The organism is Bacillus paramycoides, assembly GCF_038971285.1.
GTDB lineage: Bacteria > Bacillota > Bacilli > Bacillales > Bacillaceae_G > Bacillus_A.
The window spans coordinates 215,556-233,151 of the sequence record NZ_CP152427.1; the positions used below are offsets into that span (position 1 = coordinate 215,556).

A 17,596-nucleotide genomic window follows, 5' to 3' on the forward strand; every position below is an offset into this window, starting at 1 on the left:
TTATACCTACTCTGTTTTTTTTGGAATAAATTCATCCTTTTCTCGCATGAAATACCGCGCTAGTTGTATTTTAACCTCTTCTAGTTTTGTAGAAACTTGCGGTATTTTATATCCTACATACAACGGTGAAACGACAAACCTAGGAACAACTTTACAAATGATTTTTCCGTTTAAGTAATAGAAGAATAAGTTATAACTACTACATCCTTTATGGAAATCTGTCAGTATGTAACGTACAGTTTGCTGAATGTAATTTGCTAGTTCATCTATGCATCCAATATCTTCAATGATGATATTAAATTCAGTAAAACCGATAATAGGACGATCTGAAATATTGAGTTCAATGTGTTCGTTTTTTTGTACAATTACTCCTTGGAAGTTGTCCTGTTCTACGTTATCGAGGTAGTCTACATATTTCATTCCAATAATCTGCATGTGTGCATGATGCAAACTTCCACCTGAGAATGGACCATGATTTTTGTATAAAATCACAGATGTGAATTCTTCATTTTTCTGTAAATCTAACCAATGTTTAATGGAGAAACGAATTAGCGATCTCATATGTTCTTCTGTATATGTCGCAATATGGTCTTCACAATTATCTGTTTCGATTAGCACCGTTTGAAATGTATCTTTTAATGTAGGAAATTTATTTTTTAGCCAAATAATTGATTCCTCAGTTGCTAAAATATCCGTTAAATTTTCTCTGTCACAAAAAGGACATGCCGCGCTTCTATTCCGGATGCTTTCTGGTTTTTGTTTGCCGATATCGTTTAAAAAGTATAGTTGTTGTGTATCCATTTGTATATATGCCCCTTTAAAATATGTGTAAAAAATCCCGCTTAATACATTCGGGACAAGGGGAAGGAAATCCTTTAAAAGGAATGAGAAAAATAAAAGACAAGATATCCTCATTAAGATAGGGTACCTTGTCTTTTATTTTTTCTTTAATAATGTGTATGGATAATATAAATCGTTTTTATTGTGTTTCTTTTTTCTATTTTTTATTGTGTAAAAGGCAATTGCTGTACTTGCGATTACAATAATGGCTTTCTTCATATTCATTTACCCCTTTTTTATTGTTGGTTTAATTCTTGGCTAACTGCTTTCGCATCAACTAAAGCGTGTAAAATCATTTTTACCATGTTCATCATATTCTTTCACTCCTTTTTATAGTTCGTTTAATTCTTTTACAACTGCTTGTCCGTTCACTAATACCTCAAAGATTGCTTTTACGATTTCTTTCATCATGATTGTTTCCTCCTTTTGTTGTCTATTTTGTTTACATCTTTATTGTATAGGGAGGCACCTTTTCGTACTATCGCTTTCCATTACGTGAACATAACAGTTTTGTAAGATTTGATGTCACTTATCGAAATGTTTAGTCTATCTTCATTATTTTCAGAAAAATGACTATTCAAACATGAAATGGGAAAGTATAATAAAGAAGTAAGTATTAAATTCCGTACGAAAGAGGTGAATGAGATGAAACGTTCTTTAGCTGCACGTGCCAAATTTTTAGATTTTATCTATTTTTGTCGTGCGATTTTTCATGATGTAGTTGTTAACGGGATACGTCTGTCCTTTTTTAACAATTGCATAGTAGCTATTGAACGATAGAAATCTCTTCACCCATTTTTTAATAAACGTGTGAAAAGGGAGCTATTTAGCTTCCTTTTTCTATGCCGAAAACCATGGGGAATGTTTCTTTTCCGTGGTTTTTTATATTGAAAGGAGTACGGAAAATGACAATTTGTAGTGTAAATAATGTAACGAAATCTTTTGGTGGAAACATCATATTTGAAAATATATCGCTTGAAATAAAGAATGGTGAACGTGTTGGATTAGTTGGTCGTAACGGTAGTGGGAAAACAACAATCTTTCAGCTTCTAACTGGAATGGAAAGTTTGGATGCAGGGGCCATTCATATGAAGAAAGGTACACGTATTGGTCATGTAGCACAAATTCCGAAATTTGATGAGAGTATGACTGTATATGAAGTATTGAGTTCCGCTTTTAAAATAGAAAAGGAATTAGAAAGAGAAATGCGTGCTTTAGAAAAACATATGGCGGAAGAACAGGAATCTTCTGTTTTACAAAAATTAATGGAGAGATACGGAATCATCCAAGAAAAGTTTGCGTTTCTTGGTGGTTATGAAATCGAAGCGAACATTATGAAGGTGGCAAATGGTTTACAGGTGACAGAACTATTCCCTCGATCATTTCTGGAGTTAAGTGGTGGGGAGCAAACAAAAGTAAGCCTTGCATACATGCTGTTGCAGAAACCAGATTTACTTTTATTAGATGAGCCAACCAATCATTTAGATTTATTTGCGGTAGAATGGTTAGAGCAATTTTTGAAAGAATACAATGGAACGGTTATGGTCATTTCACATGATCGTTATTTCCTTGATGAAGTTGTAACGAAGATTTTTGATTTAGAAGATGGAGAGATTCACGTGTATCATACAAACTATTCTCAGTTTGTTGAGGAAAAGGAAGAACGGTTGCTTCAGGAGTTTCAAGCTTATCAAGAACAGCAAAAGAAAATAAAGAAAATGAAAGAAGCAATTAAGCGACTACGTGAATGGGCAAATCAGGCGAATCCTCCGAATGAAGGATTGCATAAGAGAGCGAGAAGTATGGAACGTGCACTCGAGCGTATGGAAAAACTAAAGAAACCTATTTTAGAGCGAAAACAAATGGGACTTCAGTTTGAAGGGCAAGAGAGAAGTGGGAAAGATGTTGTTGTAATGAAAGAAGTGAGTAAAGGATTTGCTGACCACCCCTTATTTAACGAAGTGAATTTACATGTTCGTTTTCAAGAGCGTGCGGCCATCGTTGGTCGTAATGGTACAGGAAAGACAACGCTACTAAAATTATTATTAGAAGAAATAGAACCAGACGCTGGAGAAATTCGAATTGGTAGTAGTGTGAAAATCGGTTATTTATCACAGCATGCGTACGGAAATATGAAGAGTAATGTATTAGAGGCTTTCAGAGAATATGTAGCTGTAACAGAGGGAGAAGCGAGACATATATTAGCTAAGTTTTTATTTTATGGTCCAGCGGTGTTTAAGAAAGTAACGCAACTGAGCGGTGGAGAAAAAATGAGATTAAGACTTGCGCAACTTATGTATCAAGATATCAATTTTTTAATTTTAGATGAGCCGACAAATCATCTCGACATTGAATCAAGGGAAGTTTTAGAGGAAGCTCTTGAACAATATAATGGAACGATTTTAGCTGTTTCACATGATCGTTATTTTTTAAATAAGTTATTTGAAAAGACGTATTGGATTGATGAGCGTAAATTATTCGAGTTTGCAGGGAACTATGCATGGGCTCGCCAAAAGTGGGAAGAAAAGCTCGAGAAACAAGTAACAAAGCAGAAGCACCAAGGAAGAAAAGGTATGGAAACAGCTCCTGTAAAAAAGAAAGAATTTAGGAATGTTGAAGAGATTGAAACAGAGTTAATGCATGTAGAAGAAGATATATATACACTTGAGTGTAAGATGGAACAAGTAGTTGATGTTGAAATGCTTGAACAATTGTATGAGGAAAAAACGAAGAAAGAGTTGTTACGAGCGGAGTTATATAATGAGTTAGAGAATATTGTGGAGTGAAAAGTAGAAAGCGAATTCCTTTCAGTTGTGCTGAAGGAATTCGCTTTTTTATATCGATATTTTACTGTAAGAGAAAAAGAAAATATGTGTTTCACGTGAAACAGTACATTTTATAAATCTTTGTTCCGCAATTTGTATAAATTTTAAAACATAAATGGTATTAGGAGATTTTTGCATCGATTAATTATTTCCCGAGACATAGGTATGTGAAACAGAGACTCATTATTGGAAATAAAAACAGAGTTACAGCTTTACGCGCTGAACTCTGTTTTCTTTTTGTGTCGTATCTTCTTTTGCTGAAATGATAATAGCGATCCCGAGCATAATAAAAAAAGCTAAAAAGAGGACGAACTTTGGGAAGAATGGGAATAGTAATAGCGCCCCGACTATCATAATTGTTAATAATAAGTAGTGCAGGACGTACTGGAATAGGTTGTCCATGTTTTCGCCCCCTTTTTGTTAATTGGTTATTAGTATTATATGTTTCATACGGAACGAATAGAAGTGAATTTTTAAGTTTTTTCATACGAAATAAAAGAGAACAATTGACATGTTTCAAGGAAAGGAATAATCTTGAAATTAATTCATACTATTTTTATAGGAAAAATAAAGATAGTTACAGGAAGGAGGCTGTGTTTCTATATCGTTAAAAATTAGGAAGGTAAAGGTGAGCGTGCAATGAAAAATGCTTTTAAAGGGGCAATTGCTACATTTCTTAGTGTATCAGTATTGCTAGCCGGATGTGGTCAAGAGGAAGCGAGTACAAATGAAGCCGGGAATGTACCAAAAGTAAAAGATGAATTTATTAAGGCAAGCGATAAATCAAAAAGTCCTACGAAAGTAAAAGAGAGAAAAGATACTTTTGTAGTTGGAATGCCGAGTCCTGGGGGGATATTCCTTCCGCACTTTATGGAGAATGGCTGGGATGGTAATATAACGCAAGCTATATTTGCTCCTCTTGTTGGACTCGATAAGGAAGGGAAACCAATTCCTATTTTGGCGAAGAAGTGGGATATTTCAGAGGATCAGCTTACATACACATTCCATTTGAAAGATGATTTAAAGTTTAGTGATGGTTCACCGTTAACTGCAGATGATGTAGCATTTACATTAACGCTATTACACGATCCAACTTATAGTGGAGCGACTGATATAAGTCAAACAGCCATAAAAGGTGGGCAAGCATATAAAGAAGGAAAGGCAACCTCTATTGAGGGAATTCAAGTCATTGATCCGAAAACAATTACGATTACGACTGAAAAGGTAAATGCTCAAACACTATCATTCATCGGTGGAGAAGTTATATCTAAAGCTTATTACGGGAAAGAGTATAAACAAGGGCACCTGGAATATTTAAAAGAGTTGTATGGAAAACCGGTGGGAGCAGGAGCTTATAAGTTAGATAAATACATTCCTGGTCAAGAGGTTAGATTTGTAGCTAATGAAAATTATTTTGAAGGAAAGCCGAAGATTGAGCACTTTATTTATAAAATTACAAAAGGTGATACGAAATTGCAGCAATTTCAAGCAGGAGAAGTAGATTATGATGGTTTTACTACAAACGTGGAGACGGTTGAACAATTAAAAGATTTAGGTTTTGCTAATATTAATGTGTATACAGGAAGTTCTTACGGCTACATTAAAATGAATTATAAGAAACCATACTTTAAAGATAAGCGTGTCCGCCAAGCATTTATTTACGGATTAGAGCGTCAAAAGGTTATTGATACGTATTTCCAAGGTTATGCTTCACTCGTTAATGTACCGATTACGCCAGTTTCTTGGGCGTATACAGAAGAAGGTATTAATAAATATGAGTATAACTTAGAGAAAGCAAAGAAATTATTGGATGAGGCTGGATGGAAAGCTGATTCAGATGGAATCCGTGAAAAAGATGGTCAAAAATTGAAAGTGAGTTATTTTGCCTCATCAGCAAGTAAAATAAATGATGTAATGATTCCAGTAATGAAAGAGGATTATAAAAAGCTTGGTGTAGGGTTTAACCCAGAATATATGGACTTTAATACGATGATTTCAAAAGTGATAAAAGGTGATTATGATTTAGCGATGGTATCCACGCCAATGATTGACGATCCGAGTGGAACAATTGAGGAGTTTGTTTCGACAAGTAAACGAAATTATGATGGATACCATAATCCGAAAGTAGATGAATTAGCGAAGCAGGCGCTAGAAACGTTAGATATTGAAAAACGAAAAGAGATTTATAAAAAGTTGTATCAGGAGTTGAGTGAAGATCCGCCTGTAATCTTCTTAAATAATAGTAAAGTTGTGTCTGCACATAATGCACGCATTCAAGGATTGCAAGAAGATAACTATAACGGTATCTTGTTAAGTTTACCTAAATTAAAGATAGAATAATAATTTTTAAAAAATTCTAAAAATATTTATTTAGAAAGAATTGACAAAATATAACGGAAGATATAAGCTAATAACCATAAAGTCTACCGGAAAGGTCGGAATAGGATTGTTACCCCTCAAAAACATCTATTTTTTTACGATTAAAACCGACTTTTCCGATTGGCTATAAATGTGCTGTGGGAGGCATACATAAGGTAATAAGTTCACAGGGTATAACTATTAAAAAGTTAGGGTGGGGACAATGAAGAAAAAGACAAAAAAATGGGCTGGTGTATTTTCGGTATTACTGAGTAGTTCGCTTGTGTTATCTGCTTGTGGGGGACAGGAGGATACGGCTTCTACAGAACCGGTTAAACAGCAAGATTTAAAAAATATAAAAATTGAAAAGATCGCTGCTACAGATAAGACGAAAGAACCTGATAAGGCGAAGAATAGAAAAGATACCTTTATTTCTGGTATCTCAAAACCTGGAGGAGTTTTCTTGCCTTACTTTCAAGAGAATGGTTGGGATGGCAATGTGACATCAGTTATCTTTGCTTCTCTTGTTACAACAGATAAACAAGGAAAACCGATACCAGATCTTGCTGAGAAATGGGATGTCTCTTCAGACCAATTAACATATACATTTCATTTACGCAAAGACTTGAAATTTAGTGATGGATCGCCATTGACTGCTGACGATGTAGCATTTACATTATCACTTCTACATGATAAAGCGTATGAAGGCGGCGATGATATTTCACAATATGCAATTAAAGGTGGTAAGGAATATAAAGAAGGAAAAGCGACGTCTATTGAAGGAATTCAAGTTGTTGATCCACAAACAATTAAAGTTACGACTGAAAAGGTTAACTCACAAGCGCTAATTGCTTTAGGTGGTCCAGTGTTATCAAAAGCTTATTATGGAAAAGAATATAAGCAAAATACTAGTTTAGATTATTTAAAAGAGTTATATGGGAAACCGATAGCTGCGGGACCATATAAGTTTGAAAAATATATCCCAGGACAGGAAGTTCGTTTTACAGCAAATGAAAATTATTATGCAGGTAAACCGAAAATCAAAAACTTTATTTATAAAATTACATCACCGGATACAAAATTCCAATTATTCCAAACGGGTGAGATAGATTATACAGGAGTTGGGTATGGGGATGAAATTTTAGAACAGGTGAAGAGTTTGCAGTTTGCAAATGTTGAAATAGAGACAGCAGCATCATTTAGTTATATAAGAATGAATAGTAAGAAACCGTATTTAAAAGATAAGAAAGTTCGTCAAGCTCTTATTTATGGATTAGATCGCAAAAAATATGTAGATACAGCTCTTAAAGGATACGGTACAGTAGCTAACGTTCCAATTCATCCAACATCTTGGGCGTATACAGAAGAGGGCATCAATAAGTATGAATATAATTTAGATAAGGCGAAGAAGTTACTAGATGAGGCAGGATGGAAAGCTGGTTCAGATGGAATTCGTGAAAAAGATGGTCAAAAACTTAAACTAATATATTATGGTGCAAGCTCAGCAAAAGATGGCGATTTATTTATTCCGATAGCAAAAGAAAATTATAAAGAATTAGGTGTTGATTTTAATCCAGAGTTTATGGATTTTAATACAATGCTTTCGAAGGTAAATAAAGGAGATTATGATTTAGCCTCAGTATCTACACCGATTACTACTGATCCAAGTGAACCGGTTAGTAGCTATCTTTCTGAAGGTGATGGTAATAGTTTAGGATATAAGAATGAAAAAGTAGATGAATTAATTAAAAAAGGTATTGGTACAGTCGATATTGAGAAACGTAAACCAATTTATAAAGAACTATATAAAGAACTAAGTGATGATCCACCAGTAATTTTATTAAATTATCGCAGAATCATCACAGCTTACAATGGAAACATTAAAGGGATTGATCCTGAGAAGTACGACAGTATTAGTTCTAATTCACCAGTATTATCTATTGAAAAATAATAAGAAGAATGTATAAGTAGGAGGCATTTTTTCATTCGGCTAGTAATGTGCTGATTCGAAAAAATGTTCTTCTATTTTAAGCATAAGATTGGAGAGAAAAAGGGTGAAAACGTACATCGTTCGTAGGTTATTACAAATGATTCCTACACTATTTGGAACGTCAATTATTATCTTTTTCCTGTTCGCACTTCTTCCGGGGGATTATATTGATTCGAATCCTAAGATTACACCGCAAAGGGCGGAAGAGCTTCGGGAATTGTACGGATTAAATAAGCCAATTGTTGAACGCTATTTTCACTGGCTAGGTAATGCGTTACAAGGAGACTTTGGTTTTTCGCTTCAATATCAAGAACCTGTAACATCATTATTAAATAAATTTATTTGGAACTCTTTTATTGTAGCAATTGTTGCATTGTTTTTTATTTGGCTAATTGCACTTATTATCGGTGTATTTTCAGCGACAAAACAACACTCTTTATTCGATAAGCTTGTAACAATTGGTATTTTTGCAGCAATGTCATTCCCTTCATTCTTTATTGGTCTATTTCTAATTAAGGTGTTTGCAGTTGACCTTAAGTTATTGCCGATCGGTGGAATGATTGATGTTGGTAGTAATTCAACAGGGTTTGCTTATGTAATAGAGGTAGCAAAGCATATGGTCTTACCAGTATTTATTTTGACCCTTCTTGGTGTGGGTTCATTAACGCGCTACTTTAGAACGAGTATGTTAGAGGTTGTAAGACAAGATTACATACGGACGGCGCGAGCAAAAGGTTTAAAAGAGAAGACCGTTATTTATAAGCATGCATTAAAAAATGCGATTTTACCGGCGATTACTTTATTAGCATTTGAATTACCAGGTTTATTTTCAGGAGCGATTATTATTGAACAAATCTTTAATTGGCCAGGAATTGGTAGTATTCAATTAGAAGCACTTAATTTTAGGGATTACACAGTATTGATGGCATTTACAATGTTTCTTTCTTGTTTAACAATCGTGTCAAACTTTTTCGCGGACATTGTATATGCAGTTGTTGATCCACGTATTCGGTTGAAGTAAGGAGGGGAATGGGATGGAAACTATTACAGTGATTACAGAAAAAAAGGAGAAAAAGAGAAGAAAAAATGAATCATCACCGTGGCGACAAGCTCTTAAAAAGATAAAGAAAAATAAGATGGCACTAGTAGGATTGTATGCATTAATTTTTATGTTTTTATTTTGTTTTATAGGACCATTTTTCTCGCCATATGCATCAGGAAAAATACAAGTTACATTAATTAATAAACCACCTAGTTTTTCGCATTGGCTCGGTACAGATCAGTTGGGAAGAGATATTTTAACGAGGCTTATGCAAGCCGGACGCATTTCATTAACAATTGGTCTAGCCTCCATGGTTTTATCAGTGATATTAGGAGCTGTATTAGGAGCTATTGCAGGGTTTTATCGTGGTATCGTTGATAATATTATTATGCGTCTTGCGGATATTTTAATGTCGATGCCAGGATTACCGTTACTTATTATAATGGGTGCGATTTTATCAGAGTGGAAAGTACCATCTGATTATCGTCTATATGTCATTATGATTATTTTAAGTTTAGTAGGTTGGCCGGGGCTTGCGCGTCTTGTAAGAGGTCAAATTTTATCACTTAGAGAGCAAGCGTTTATGCAAGCTGCTGATGTGTTAGGGATAAAAGATTACCGAAAAATTATCTATCACTTAATTCCTAATGTTTTACCAATATTAATTGTTGTATCCACATTAGGCGTTGCAGGTTCCATTTTAGGGGAGTCTGCACTAAGCTATTTAGGTCTCGGCGTCGTTCCACCTACACCATCATGGGGGAATATGATTAGCGCAGCTAACTCATTACTTGATTTCCAAAAGCGCCCATGGTTATGGATTCCGCCTGGTTTTGCAATCTTTATAACAGTTGTATCCATTAATTTACTTGGTGATGCACTTCGTGATGCGTTAGATCCAAAGATGAGACGGTAGGTGAGGGAATATGAGTAAAGCGGTAGTAGAGCTGAAAGATTTACAAACACATTTCCAAACGGAGGAAGGGACAGTAAAGGCTGTAAACCATGTTAGTTTTGCTGTTCGAGAAGGGGAAACGGTTTGTGTTGTAGGTGAATCGGGTTGCGGGAAAAGTGTAACAGCTTTATCTATTATGGGACTTATTGCTGAATCAGGCAGTGTAGTAGGTGGGGATATTTTATATGAAGGAAAAAGTCTTTTAGAAATGAAAGAGAAAGAGCTTCGTAGTTTACGAGGGAATGATATTGCGATGATTTTCCAAGAACCGATGACATCGCTAAATCCAGTTTTTACTGTAGGAGAACAAATTGTAGAGACGTTAAGGGAGCATGAACTGCTTAGTAAAAATGAAGCATATAAGAAGGCAATTGAGTTAATTCGTAAAGTCGACATAGCTCGTGCGGATAAAATCGTCCATTCTTATCCACACGAACTGAGCGGTGGTATGTTACAACGTATTATGATTGCTGTTGCACTTAGTTGTAATCCTAAGTTATTAATTGCTGATGAACCGACAACGGCTCTTGATGTTACGATTCAAGCTCAAATATTAGATTTATTAAGGCAAATAAAAAAGGAATTTAAAACATCCATTTTATTAATTACACATGATTTAGGCGTTGTAGCAGAAATGGCTGATTACGTTGTCGTTATGTATGGCGGGAAAGTTATTGAAGAAGCACCGGTACTAGAGATATTCCAAAATCCGAAACACCCATATACGAAAGGATTGTTGAAATCAAAACCAGTGATGGGAAAACGAATAGATAAACTATATTCTATTCCAGGGCAAGTTCCTAATTTAGTTGGTTTGGATGAGTTTTGCTACTTTAGCGGTCGTTGTGAGCATTGTATGGAAGTATGTAAAGAAGAAGCACCAAATTTGAATGTACATGATGAAAATCATAAAGTAGCTTGCTGGTTATATGAGGAGCGTGCGGGACAATGAGTGAACCATTATTAGAAGTAAAAAACTTAAAAACATATTTTCCAATTAAAGGCGGCATATTTAGTAGAACGGTTGGACATGTAAAAGCAGTTGATGGGGTAAGTTTTACTATTAATAAAGGCGAAGTATTCGGCCTCGTTGGTGAATCGGGAAGCGGAAAAACAACGATAGGAAAAACAATTTTACGTCTCGTCCAAAAAACGGAAGGGGAAGTGAGGTTTAAAGGGCAAGATGTTCACTCTTTATCTAAGGAAGAATTGAGAAAACATCGTCCTAATATGCAACTGGTCTTCCAAGATCCATTTAGCTCATTAAATCCGAGAATGAGAATTGGGGAAGCGCTTGGTGAACCGATGTTAGCTCACGGATTAGCGACGAAAGAAAATGTTCGTGAAAAAGTGACAGAAGTATTAGAATTATGTGGCTTAGCCCCATATCATATTGACCGGTACCCTCATGAATTTTCGGGTGGACAACGTCAACGTATCGTTATCGCAAGAGCTATGGTATTAAACCCAGAATTTATTGTAGCTGACGAACCTGTGGCAGCACTAGATGTATCTATTCAAGCACAGATCATTAATTTATTTAGTGAGTTACAGGAGAAAAAGGGACTATCTTATTTGTTCATTTCACATGATTTAAGCGTGGTAGAGCATTTATGTACGAAGATTGGAATTATGTATTTAGGTACGATTGTGGAGACAGCACCGCGTGATGAGTTATTTACCAATCCGCTACATCCTTATACGAAAGCGTTATTATCAGCTGTTCCAATACCAGATCCAACAGTAAAGCGAGAACGAATTATACTAGAAGGGGATATTCCAAGTCCAGCAAATCCACCTTCAGGTTGTCGTTTTCATACACGTTGCCCATTTGCAACGGATGTTTGTAAAAAAACAGTACCAGAATTTCGTCATGCTGGTGCAGAGCACTTTGTTGCTTGTCATCATGTATAAAAGAGAAGGACTCTTTCAGAGGTTGAAAGAGTCCTTTTTTTATTTACTAGATGAAGTTTGTTTTAATACAAATTGCTCGATTGCATGAGCAACACCATGTTCATTGTTTGTTAATGTTACAACATCACATAGTTTTTTTACATCTTCTTCAGCGTTTCCCATTGCAACTGATAAACCAGCTACTTGTAACATGGGTACATCGTTAAAATTGTCACCGATAGCAACTGTATCTTCAATTGGTATATTAAAATGGGCTGCCATTTGTTTCAGTCCATTTCCTTTATGTCCATTCTTATCCATAATTTCTAAATTAGTAGGAGCAGATGCTGTAACCATAATATCAGTGTCTTCTTGTAACATACTTAATAGCTGTGCGCGATGCCCTGCATTAAATGTCAAAATGAAGAATTTAGATATTTCTAATTCTGGATTATTTACAACATCTTCAATCTTTTGGAAATCAGTAATTAAGTTTGATTTCTTTTGTTTTTCTGTAATTCTTTCAAGTTCCTCAAGTGTAACATCTAGTGCATGCTTGTTTTCTTCGAACGCTTGCATGACTTGATCTTGCCATGTATATGGAGAATAAACTCCTTTATTCGTATATAGTTTATAGGGAAAACCCTCAGATTCTAGTAATTTTGCAAGCTTGTATACTTTATCGTTTTGTAAACAACGCGAGTTAATTACTTTTCCATCCACATAAACAATTGCCCCATTGCTCGCTCCAACTGGAAGAGATAGTTTATACTCTTCCAATAATTTCAAAGCATCCTCTTTTGCACGGCCAGAACAAATCATGACAATATGACCAGCCTCTTTTGCAGTTTGGATAGCTTGTAAGTTCTCTTTGGAGATTTCAAGATTAGATGATAGTAGTGTACCATCCATATCTAATGCGATTAATTTCAAAATGACCACCTCTTTGTTTTTATTATACATAGTTATATAGAGGAAACATATAAACTTATCTTGGAAAGATTGTATTTTATCTCTCATGAACTATCAGTAAGAATTTGATAGATTCCATTTTATTAATGAAAGATTTATCTTACTTTGTAACAAAAGTAGAGGTAGGTATGGGGATATTTCGTTATATGACTGTAATATTACATGAATGTTACAAACATGAAATTAGTAGAAAATGCATTAAATCAAGGTTTTTGAGGATGTTTATAAAAAAACGTAAAAAAAGTGTAATAAAATTTACGTAATTATATTGCAAGGTAATAATAGTTATGTTACATTAATGTTACAAACGTTACGTTATTAAATTTAATGTAACGCTAATATAAAAACTGTGAAATAAACATTTCTTAGAAATTACATATAGATAACTGATTAAAAAGGAGGATACATAAGATGAAAGAGCAAGTATTACAAGTAACAAAAGGTGACTTCGTAGGATCAGCAAGTGGAGCAGTAGTATTAACAGCGTTAATCGTATTTCTATCAAGCGTATTAGTATAATAGAAGTTTTGTAAAAAAGAAAAAGAGAGGAGAATGCAAAATGAAAGAGCAAGTATTACAAGTAACAAAGGGTGATTTCGTAGGATCAGCAAGTGGAGCGGTAGTATTAACAGCATTAATCGTATTTTTATCAAGCGTGTTAGTATAATAAAAGTTTTGTAATAAAAGAAGAGAAGGGAGAATGAAAAATATGAAAGAGCAAGTATTACAAGTAACAAAAGGTGACTTCGTAGGATCAGCAAGTGGAGCGGTAGTATTAACAGCATTAATCGTATTTCTATCAAGCGTGTTAGTATAATAAAAGTTTTGTAATAAAAGAAGAGAAGGGAGAATGAAAAATATGAAAGAGCAAGTATTACAAGTAACAAAAGGTGACTTCGTAGGATCAGCAAGTGGAGCAGTAGTATTAACAGCATTAATCGTATTTCTATCAAGTGTATTAGTGTAATAGAAGTTTTAAATCCTATAAAACGAAAGGAGAATGAGGAATATGAACAGTGAACAAGTGTTACAAGTAACAAAAACAGATTTATTAGGATCATTAGGTGGAGCGGTAGTATTAACATCATTGATTCTATTTCTTGCAAAAGTATTAGTATGAGGCATATAAATACAATTATTCAAAAAAAATAAAGACTCTAGCGTATTAGTAAGTAATTAATATGTTGGGGTCTTTTTTATTTTTCTTCTATATATCCCTTCAAGTATAAATAGCCCTTCTTTATTTTAAAGAGAAAAAAGTCGAATTTTATATGTAAGAAAAAAAGAGGAATTTGACAGAAAAGATAGAAAATTTTAAAAGTCAGAATTTGTTAGCTTGCTAACTAATTTCTATTAATTGATGTTGGAAGCGTTTTCGGTTGGTTTTAAGTATGAACCATTTAATCTATTTACAGGGGGATGAGGATTTTATGAAACAAAAATCTATGGATACGCTAGCTGCACAAATGGAGGACTTTTTTCCAGTACGTGATGTAGATCATTTGGAATTTTACGTAGGAAATGCAAAGCAATCAAGTTATTACCTTGCGAGAGCATTCGGGTTCAAAATTGTGGCTTACTCTGGATTGGAAACTGGTAACCGTGAAAAAGTATCTTATGTTCTTGTGCAAAAAAATATGCGTTTCGTTGTGTCTGGAGCTTTAAGTAGCGACAATCGTATTGCAGAGTTTGTAAAGACTCATGGTGATGGTGTAAAAGATGTGGCATTACTTGTTGACGATGTTGATAAAGCATACTCAGAAGCTGTGAAACGTGGTGCCGTCGCAATTGCTCCACCTGTAGAGTTAACAGACGAGAACGGTACATTGAAAAAAGCAGTTATTGGTACGTATGGTGATACAATTCACACGCTTGTAGAGCGTAAAAATTATAAAGGAACATTTATGCCAGGATTCCAAAAGGCAGAGTTTGATATTCCATTTGAAGAGTCAGGTTTAATTGCTGTAGACCATGTAGTTGGTAATGTTGAAAAAATGGAAGAGTGGGTTAGTTATTACGAGAACGTTATGGGCTTTAAACAAATGATCCATTTTGATGATGATGATATTAGTACAGAGTATTCAGCGCTAATGTCGAAAGTTATGACAAATGGAAGTCGTATTAAGTTCCCTATTAATGAGCCAGCAGATGGAAAGAGAAAATCACAAATTCAAGAATATTTAGAGTTCTACAATGGAGCAGGTGTACAACATCTTGCTTTATTAACGAATGACATTGTTAAAACAGTAGAAGCGCTTCGTGAAAATGGTGTGGAGTTTTTAGATACACCAGATACTTATTATGATGAGTTAACTGCACGAGTTGGGAAAATTGATGAAGAAATTGATAGGTTAAAAGAATTAAAGATTTTAGTAGATCGCGATGATGAAGGTTATTTACTACAAATCTTTACGAAACCAATTGTAGATCGTCCAACTCTATTTATTGAAATCATTCAACGTAAAGGTTCTCGCGGATTTGGAGAAGGAAACTTTAAAGCATTATTCGAATCGATTGAAAGAGAACAAGAGCGTCGCGGAAATTTATAAAATTGATATCCACCAGCAAAAATTCTTTTGTTGGTGGAAATTTCATTTTCATAGGGAGGAATCATGATGAAATTTGTTACATTTCGTCTTCCTTCGAAAGAAATGCGAGCTGGATGGCTTGAAGGTGACAAAGTAATTGATATAAATCTTGCTAGTGATGGGAAATTACCTTCTTCTATGTTCGCCTTTTTAGAGAAAGCGGATGAGTATGTAGAAGTATTACGTAATATTAAGAATCCGGAAAAGGGGATATATTCCTTAGAGGAAGTACAATTAGCGGCGGCAATTCCTAATCCGAGTAGTATTCGGGATTTTTACGCGTTTGAACAGCATGTAAAAACAGCTCGTGGCCGAAGAGGGTTAGATGTTGTACCTGAATGGTACGATTTCCCGGTTTTTTATTTTACGAACCATCGTGCTGTAATTGGTCCGGATGATTTTGTAATCAGTCCGAAGAAATCTAAAAAACTTGATTATGAGTTAGAGATTGCTTGCGTAATTGGGAAAGAAGGAAGAAATATTTCTCGTGAGCAAGCAGAGGAATACATTTTTGGTTATTGTATTATGAATGACTGGAGTGCAAGGGACTTACAAGCGACAGAAATGAAGGTAGGACTCGGCCCGGCAAAAGGAAAAGATTTTGCGACTTCATTAGGAGCACAGCTTGTTACGAAAGAGGAACTAGATGTTTATCGTAACGGTGATCGTCATGAGTTAGAGATGACTGCTCATGTGAATGGAAAGCTATTATCAAAGGGGAACTTCCAAGACATTTACTATACATTTGCTGAAATGATTGAACGTGCTTCAGAAGACGTTACGTTATATCCAGGCGATGTGATTGGTTCTGGGACAATAGGAACAGGTTGTATTTTAGAACTGGGCACGGAAGAGTGGCTGCAAGATGGAGATGTTGTAGAACTTACGATTACTGGTTTAGGTACATTACGTAATACGGTCAAAAAAGAAATGGAAGCAGGTGATGGGCATGTTTTATCGTCACATGGGGGAGCTACCTCATAAACGACATGTACAATTCCGTAAAAAGGATGGATCGCTCTATCGCGAACAAGTAATGGGAACGAAAGGTTTTTCTGGTACGCAATCTATTTTGTACCATTATTATATGCCAACGGAAGTAGGTCATGCGGCATTATCTCATTCTTGTCAGTTGCAGTATGAAGAAGATGTAGCTCTTGCTCATCGGCATTTTCGCACGAAAGAAAATAAAAAAACTGGCGATGCAGTAAGTGGAAGAAACTTTATGCTTGGGAATGAGGATTTATTAATTGGAGTAGTGAATCCAACAGAAAAGATGGATTATTTCTACCGTAATGGTGATGGCGATGAAATATTATTTGTTCATTACGGAACAGGGAAAATTGAAACGATGTTTGGAACGATTCACTATCGAAAAGGTGATTATGTAACGATTCCAATTGGAACAATCTATCGTGTTATTCCAGATGAAGGGGAGACTAAGTTTCTTGTTGTAGAGGCAAATAGTCAAATTACAACGCCGCGTCGCTATCGTAATGAATACGGACAATTGTTAGAGCATAGTCCGTTTTGTGAGAGAGACATTCGTGGTCCTGAAAAATTAGAGACGTATGATGAAAAAGGTGATTTTGTCGTAATGACAAAGTCGCGAGGATATATGCATAAACATGTTTTAGGACACCATCCGTTAGATGTTGTTGGTTGGGATGGCTATTTATATCCGTGGGTCTTTAATATAGAGGACTTTGAACCAATCACAGGTCGTATTCATCAGCCACCTCCAGTACATCAAACGTTCGAAGGTCACAATTTCGTTATTTGCTCTTTCGTACCACGTTTATACGACTATCATCCAGAATCTATTCCAGCACCATATTATCATAGTAACGTGAATAGTGATGAAGTACTGTACTATGTAGAAGGAAACTTTATGAGCCGGAAAGGTGTGGAAGAAGGTTCTATTACACTTCATCCGAGCGGAATTCCGCATGGACCACATCCTGGGAAAACAGAGGGAAGTATAGGGAAGAAAGAAACACTTGAACTAGCTGTTATGATAGACACATTCCGTCCGCTTCGTATTGTAAAACAAGCACATGAAACAGAAGATGAAAAGTATATGTATAGCTGGATTGAAGAAGGTTCACATACTGTGAAATAGGTAAAAAGAGG

Annotated in this window: 20 protein-coding genes; 16 read left to right on the top strand and 4 right to left on the bottom strand. The window is 35.2% G+C overall.

The genetic code is table 11. The annotated features are described in order from the left end of the window. Positions 1-6 precede the first annotated feature (6 nt). Entirely contained in the window at positions 7-915 is a 909-nt protein-coding gene (locus AAG068_RS01230; RefSeq protein WP_342716660.1) for a DUF4931 domain-containing protein, read from the bottom strand. 21 nt (positions 916-936) lie between these two features. Continuing rightward, complete coding sequence (locus tag AAG068_RS01235) at positions 937-1,065, bottom strand: hypothetical protein (protein ID WP_003266122.1); 129 nt, start codon at positions 1,063-1,065, stop codon at positions 937-939. Between the two features lie 420 nt (positions 1,066-1,485). On the opposite strand from AAG068_RS01235, the gene AAG068_RS01240 reads away from it, so the two are divergent. Both AAG068_RS01240 and abc-f read left to right on the top strand, forming a co-directional pair. Next, entirely contained in the window at positions 1,486-1,620 is a 135-nt protein-coding gene (locus tag AAG068_RS01240; protein WP_000830642.1) for an RAxF-45 family protein, read from the top strand. A 125-nt stretch (positions 1,621-1,745) separates the two neighbouring features. Next, a complete protein-coding gene (gene abc-f, locus AAG068_RS01245) occupies positions 1,746-3,626 on the top strand; it encodes a ribosomal protection-like ABC-F family protein (RefSeq protein ID WP_342716661.1) in 1,881 nt (626 codons plus the stop codon). A gap of 243 nt (positions 3,627-3,869) precedes the next feature. On the opposite strand, the gene AAG068_RS01250 is transcribed toward abc-f, so the two are convergent. Further along, positions 3,870-4,067: a hypothetical protein gene (locus tag AAG068_RS01250; protein ID WP_342716662.1), complete on the bottom strand. Its 198-nt coding sequence runs from the start codon at positions 4,065-4,067 to the stop codon at positions 3,870-3,872. A gap of 237 nt (positions 4,068-4,304) precedes the next feature. On the opposite strand from AAG068_RS01250, the gene AAG068_RS01255 reads away from it, so the two are divergent. The 6 genes from AAG068_RS01255 to AAG068_RS01280 all read left to right on the top strand — a co-directional run bounded on the left by AAG068_RS01255 (position 4,305) and on the right by AAG068_RS01280 (position 11,924). Further along, entirely contained in the window at positions 4,305-6,005 is a 1,701-nt protein-coding gene (locus AAG068_RS01255; protein WP_342716663.1) for an ABC transporter substrate-binding protein, read from the top strand. Positions 6,006-6,246: 241 nt separating this feature from the next. Beyond that, positions 6,247-7,974 (top strand): ABC transporter substrate-binding protein, encoded by a 1,728-nt coding sequence (locus AAG068_RS01260; RefSeq protein ID WP_342716664.1) that lies wholly within the window; start codon positions 6,247-6,249, stop codon positions 7,972-7,974. Positions 7,975-8,077: 103 nt separating this feature from the next. Beyond that, complete coding sequence (locus AAG068_RS01265) at positions 8,078-9,034, top strand: ABC transporter permease (protein ID WP_000860742.1); 957 nt, start codon at positions 8,078-8,080, stop codon at positions 9,032-9,034. A 13-nt stretch (positions 9,035-9,047) separates the two neighbouring features. Beyond that, positions 9,048-9,971, top strand: coding sequence for an oligopeptide ABC transporter permease (gene opp4C, locus AAG068_RS01270; RefSeq protein WP_000447987.1), 924 nt, complete (start codon positions 9,048-9,050; stop codon positions 9,969-9,971). Between the two features lie 10 nt (positions 9,972-9,981). Next, positions 9,982-10,962, top strand: a complete 981-nt coding sequence (locus AAG068_RS01275; RefSeq protein WP_342716665.1) for an ABC transporter ATP-binding protein — start codon at positions 9,982-9,984, stop codon at positions 10,960-10,962. Beyond that, the gene (locus tag AAG068_RS01280; protein WP_342716666.1) at positions 10,959-11,924 is read left to right on the top strand and encodes an ABC transporter ATP-binding protein; all 966 of its coding nucleotides are present in this window, start codon (positions 10,959-10,961) and stop codon (positions 11,922-11,924) included. Before AAG068_RS01275 ends, AAG068_RS01280 begins: the two co-directional genes overlap by 4 nt. 39 nt (positions 11,925-11,963) lie before the next feature. Here the strand turns inward: AAG068_RS01280 and AAG068_RS01285 are convergent, their stop codons facing one another. Next, positions 11,964-12,836, bottom strand: a complete 873-nt coding sequence (locus tag AAG068_RS01285) for a Cof-type HAD-IIB family hydrolase (RefSeq protein ID WP_076870259.1) — start codon at positions 12,834-12,836, stop codon at positions 11,964-11,966. 450 nt (positions 12,837-13,286) lie between these two features. On the opposite strand from AAG068_RS01285, the gene AAG068_RS01290 reads away from it, so the two are divergent. The 8 genes from AAG068_RS01290 (at position 13,287) to AAG068_RS01325 (ending at position 17,585) form a co-directional block, all read left to right on the top strand. Then, positions 13,287-13,394 carry a DUF3948 family protein gene (locus AAG068_RS01290; protein WP_000664237.1) on the top strand — a complete coding sequence of 36 codons (108 nt, stop codon included), beginning with the start codon at positions 13,287-13,289 and terminating at the stop codon, positions 13,392-13,394. A 40-nt stretch (positions 13,395-13,434) separates the two neighbouring features. Further along, positions 13,435-13,542 carry a DUF3948 family protein gene (locus tag AAG068_RS01295; RefSeq protein WP_000664237.1) on the top strand — a complete coding sequence of 36 codons (108 nt, stop codon included), beginning with the start codon at positions 13,435-13,437 and terminating at the stop codon, positions 13,540-13,542. A 33-nt stretch (positions 13,543-13,575) separates the two neighbouring features. Further along, positions 13,576-13,692 (top strand): DUF3948 family protein, encoded by a 117-nt coding sequence (locus AAG068_RS01300; RefSeq protein ID WP_001984868.1) that lies wholly within the window; start codon positions 13,576-13,578, stop codon positions 13,690-13,692. A gap of 33 nt (positions 13,693-13,725) precedes the next feature. Then, positions 13,726-13,842 (top strand): DUF3948 family protein, encoded by a 117-nt coding sequence (locus tag AAG068_RS01305; RefSeq protein ID WP_001984868.1) that lies wholly within the window; start codon positions 13,726-13,728, stop codon positions 13,840-13,842. A gap of 33 nt (positions 13,843-13,875) precedes the next feature. After that, entirely contained in the window at positions 13,876-13,995 is a 120-nt protein-coding gene (locus AAG068_RS01310; protein ID WP_342716668.1) for a DUF3948 family protein, read from the top strand. 310 nt (positions 13,996-14,305) lie between these two features. Further along, positions 14,306-15,424, top strand: coding sequence for a 4-hydroxyphenylpyruvate dioxygenase (hppD, locus tag AAG068_RS01315; RefSeq protein ID WP_342716669.1), 1,119 nt, complete (start codon positions 14,306-14,308; stop codon positions 15,422-15,424). A gap of 66 nt (positions 15,425-15,490) precedes the next feature. Then, complete coding sequence (locus AAG068_RS01320; RefSeq protein ID WP_342716670.1) at positions 15,491-16,447, top strand: fumarylacetoacetate hydrolase family protein; 957 nt, start codon at positions 15,491-15,493, stop codon at positions 16,445-16,447. Next, positions 16,413-17,585 (top strand): homogentisate 1,2-dioxygenase, encoded by a 1,173-nt coding sequence (locus AAG068_RS01325; RefSeq protein ID WP_342716671.1) that lies wholly within the window; start codon positions 16,413-16,415, stop codon positions 17,583-17,585. The genes AAG068_RS01320 and AAG068_RS01325 overlap by 35 nt, the downstream gene beginning before the upstream one ends. The last annotated feature ends 11 nt before the right edge of the window (positions 17,586-17,596 follow it).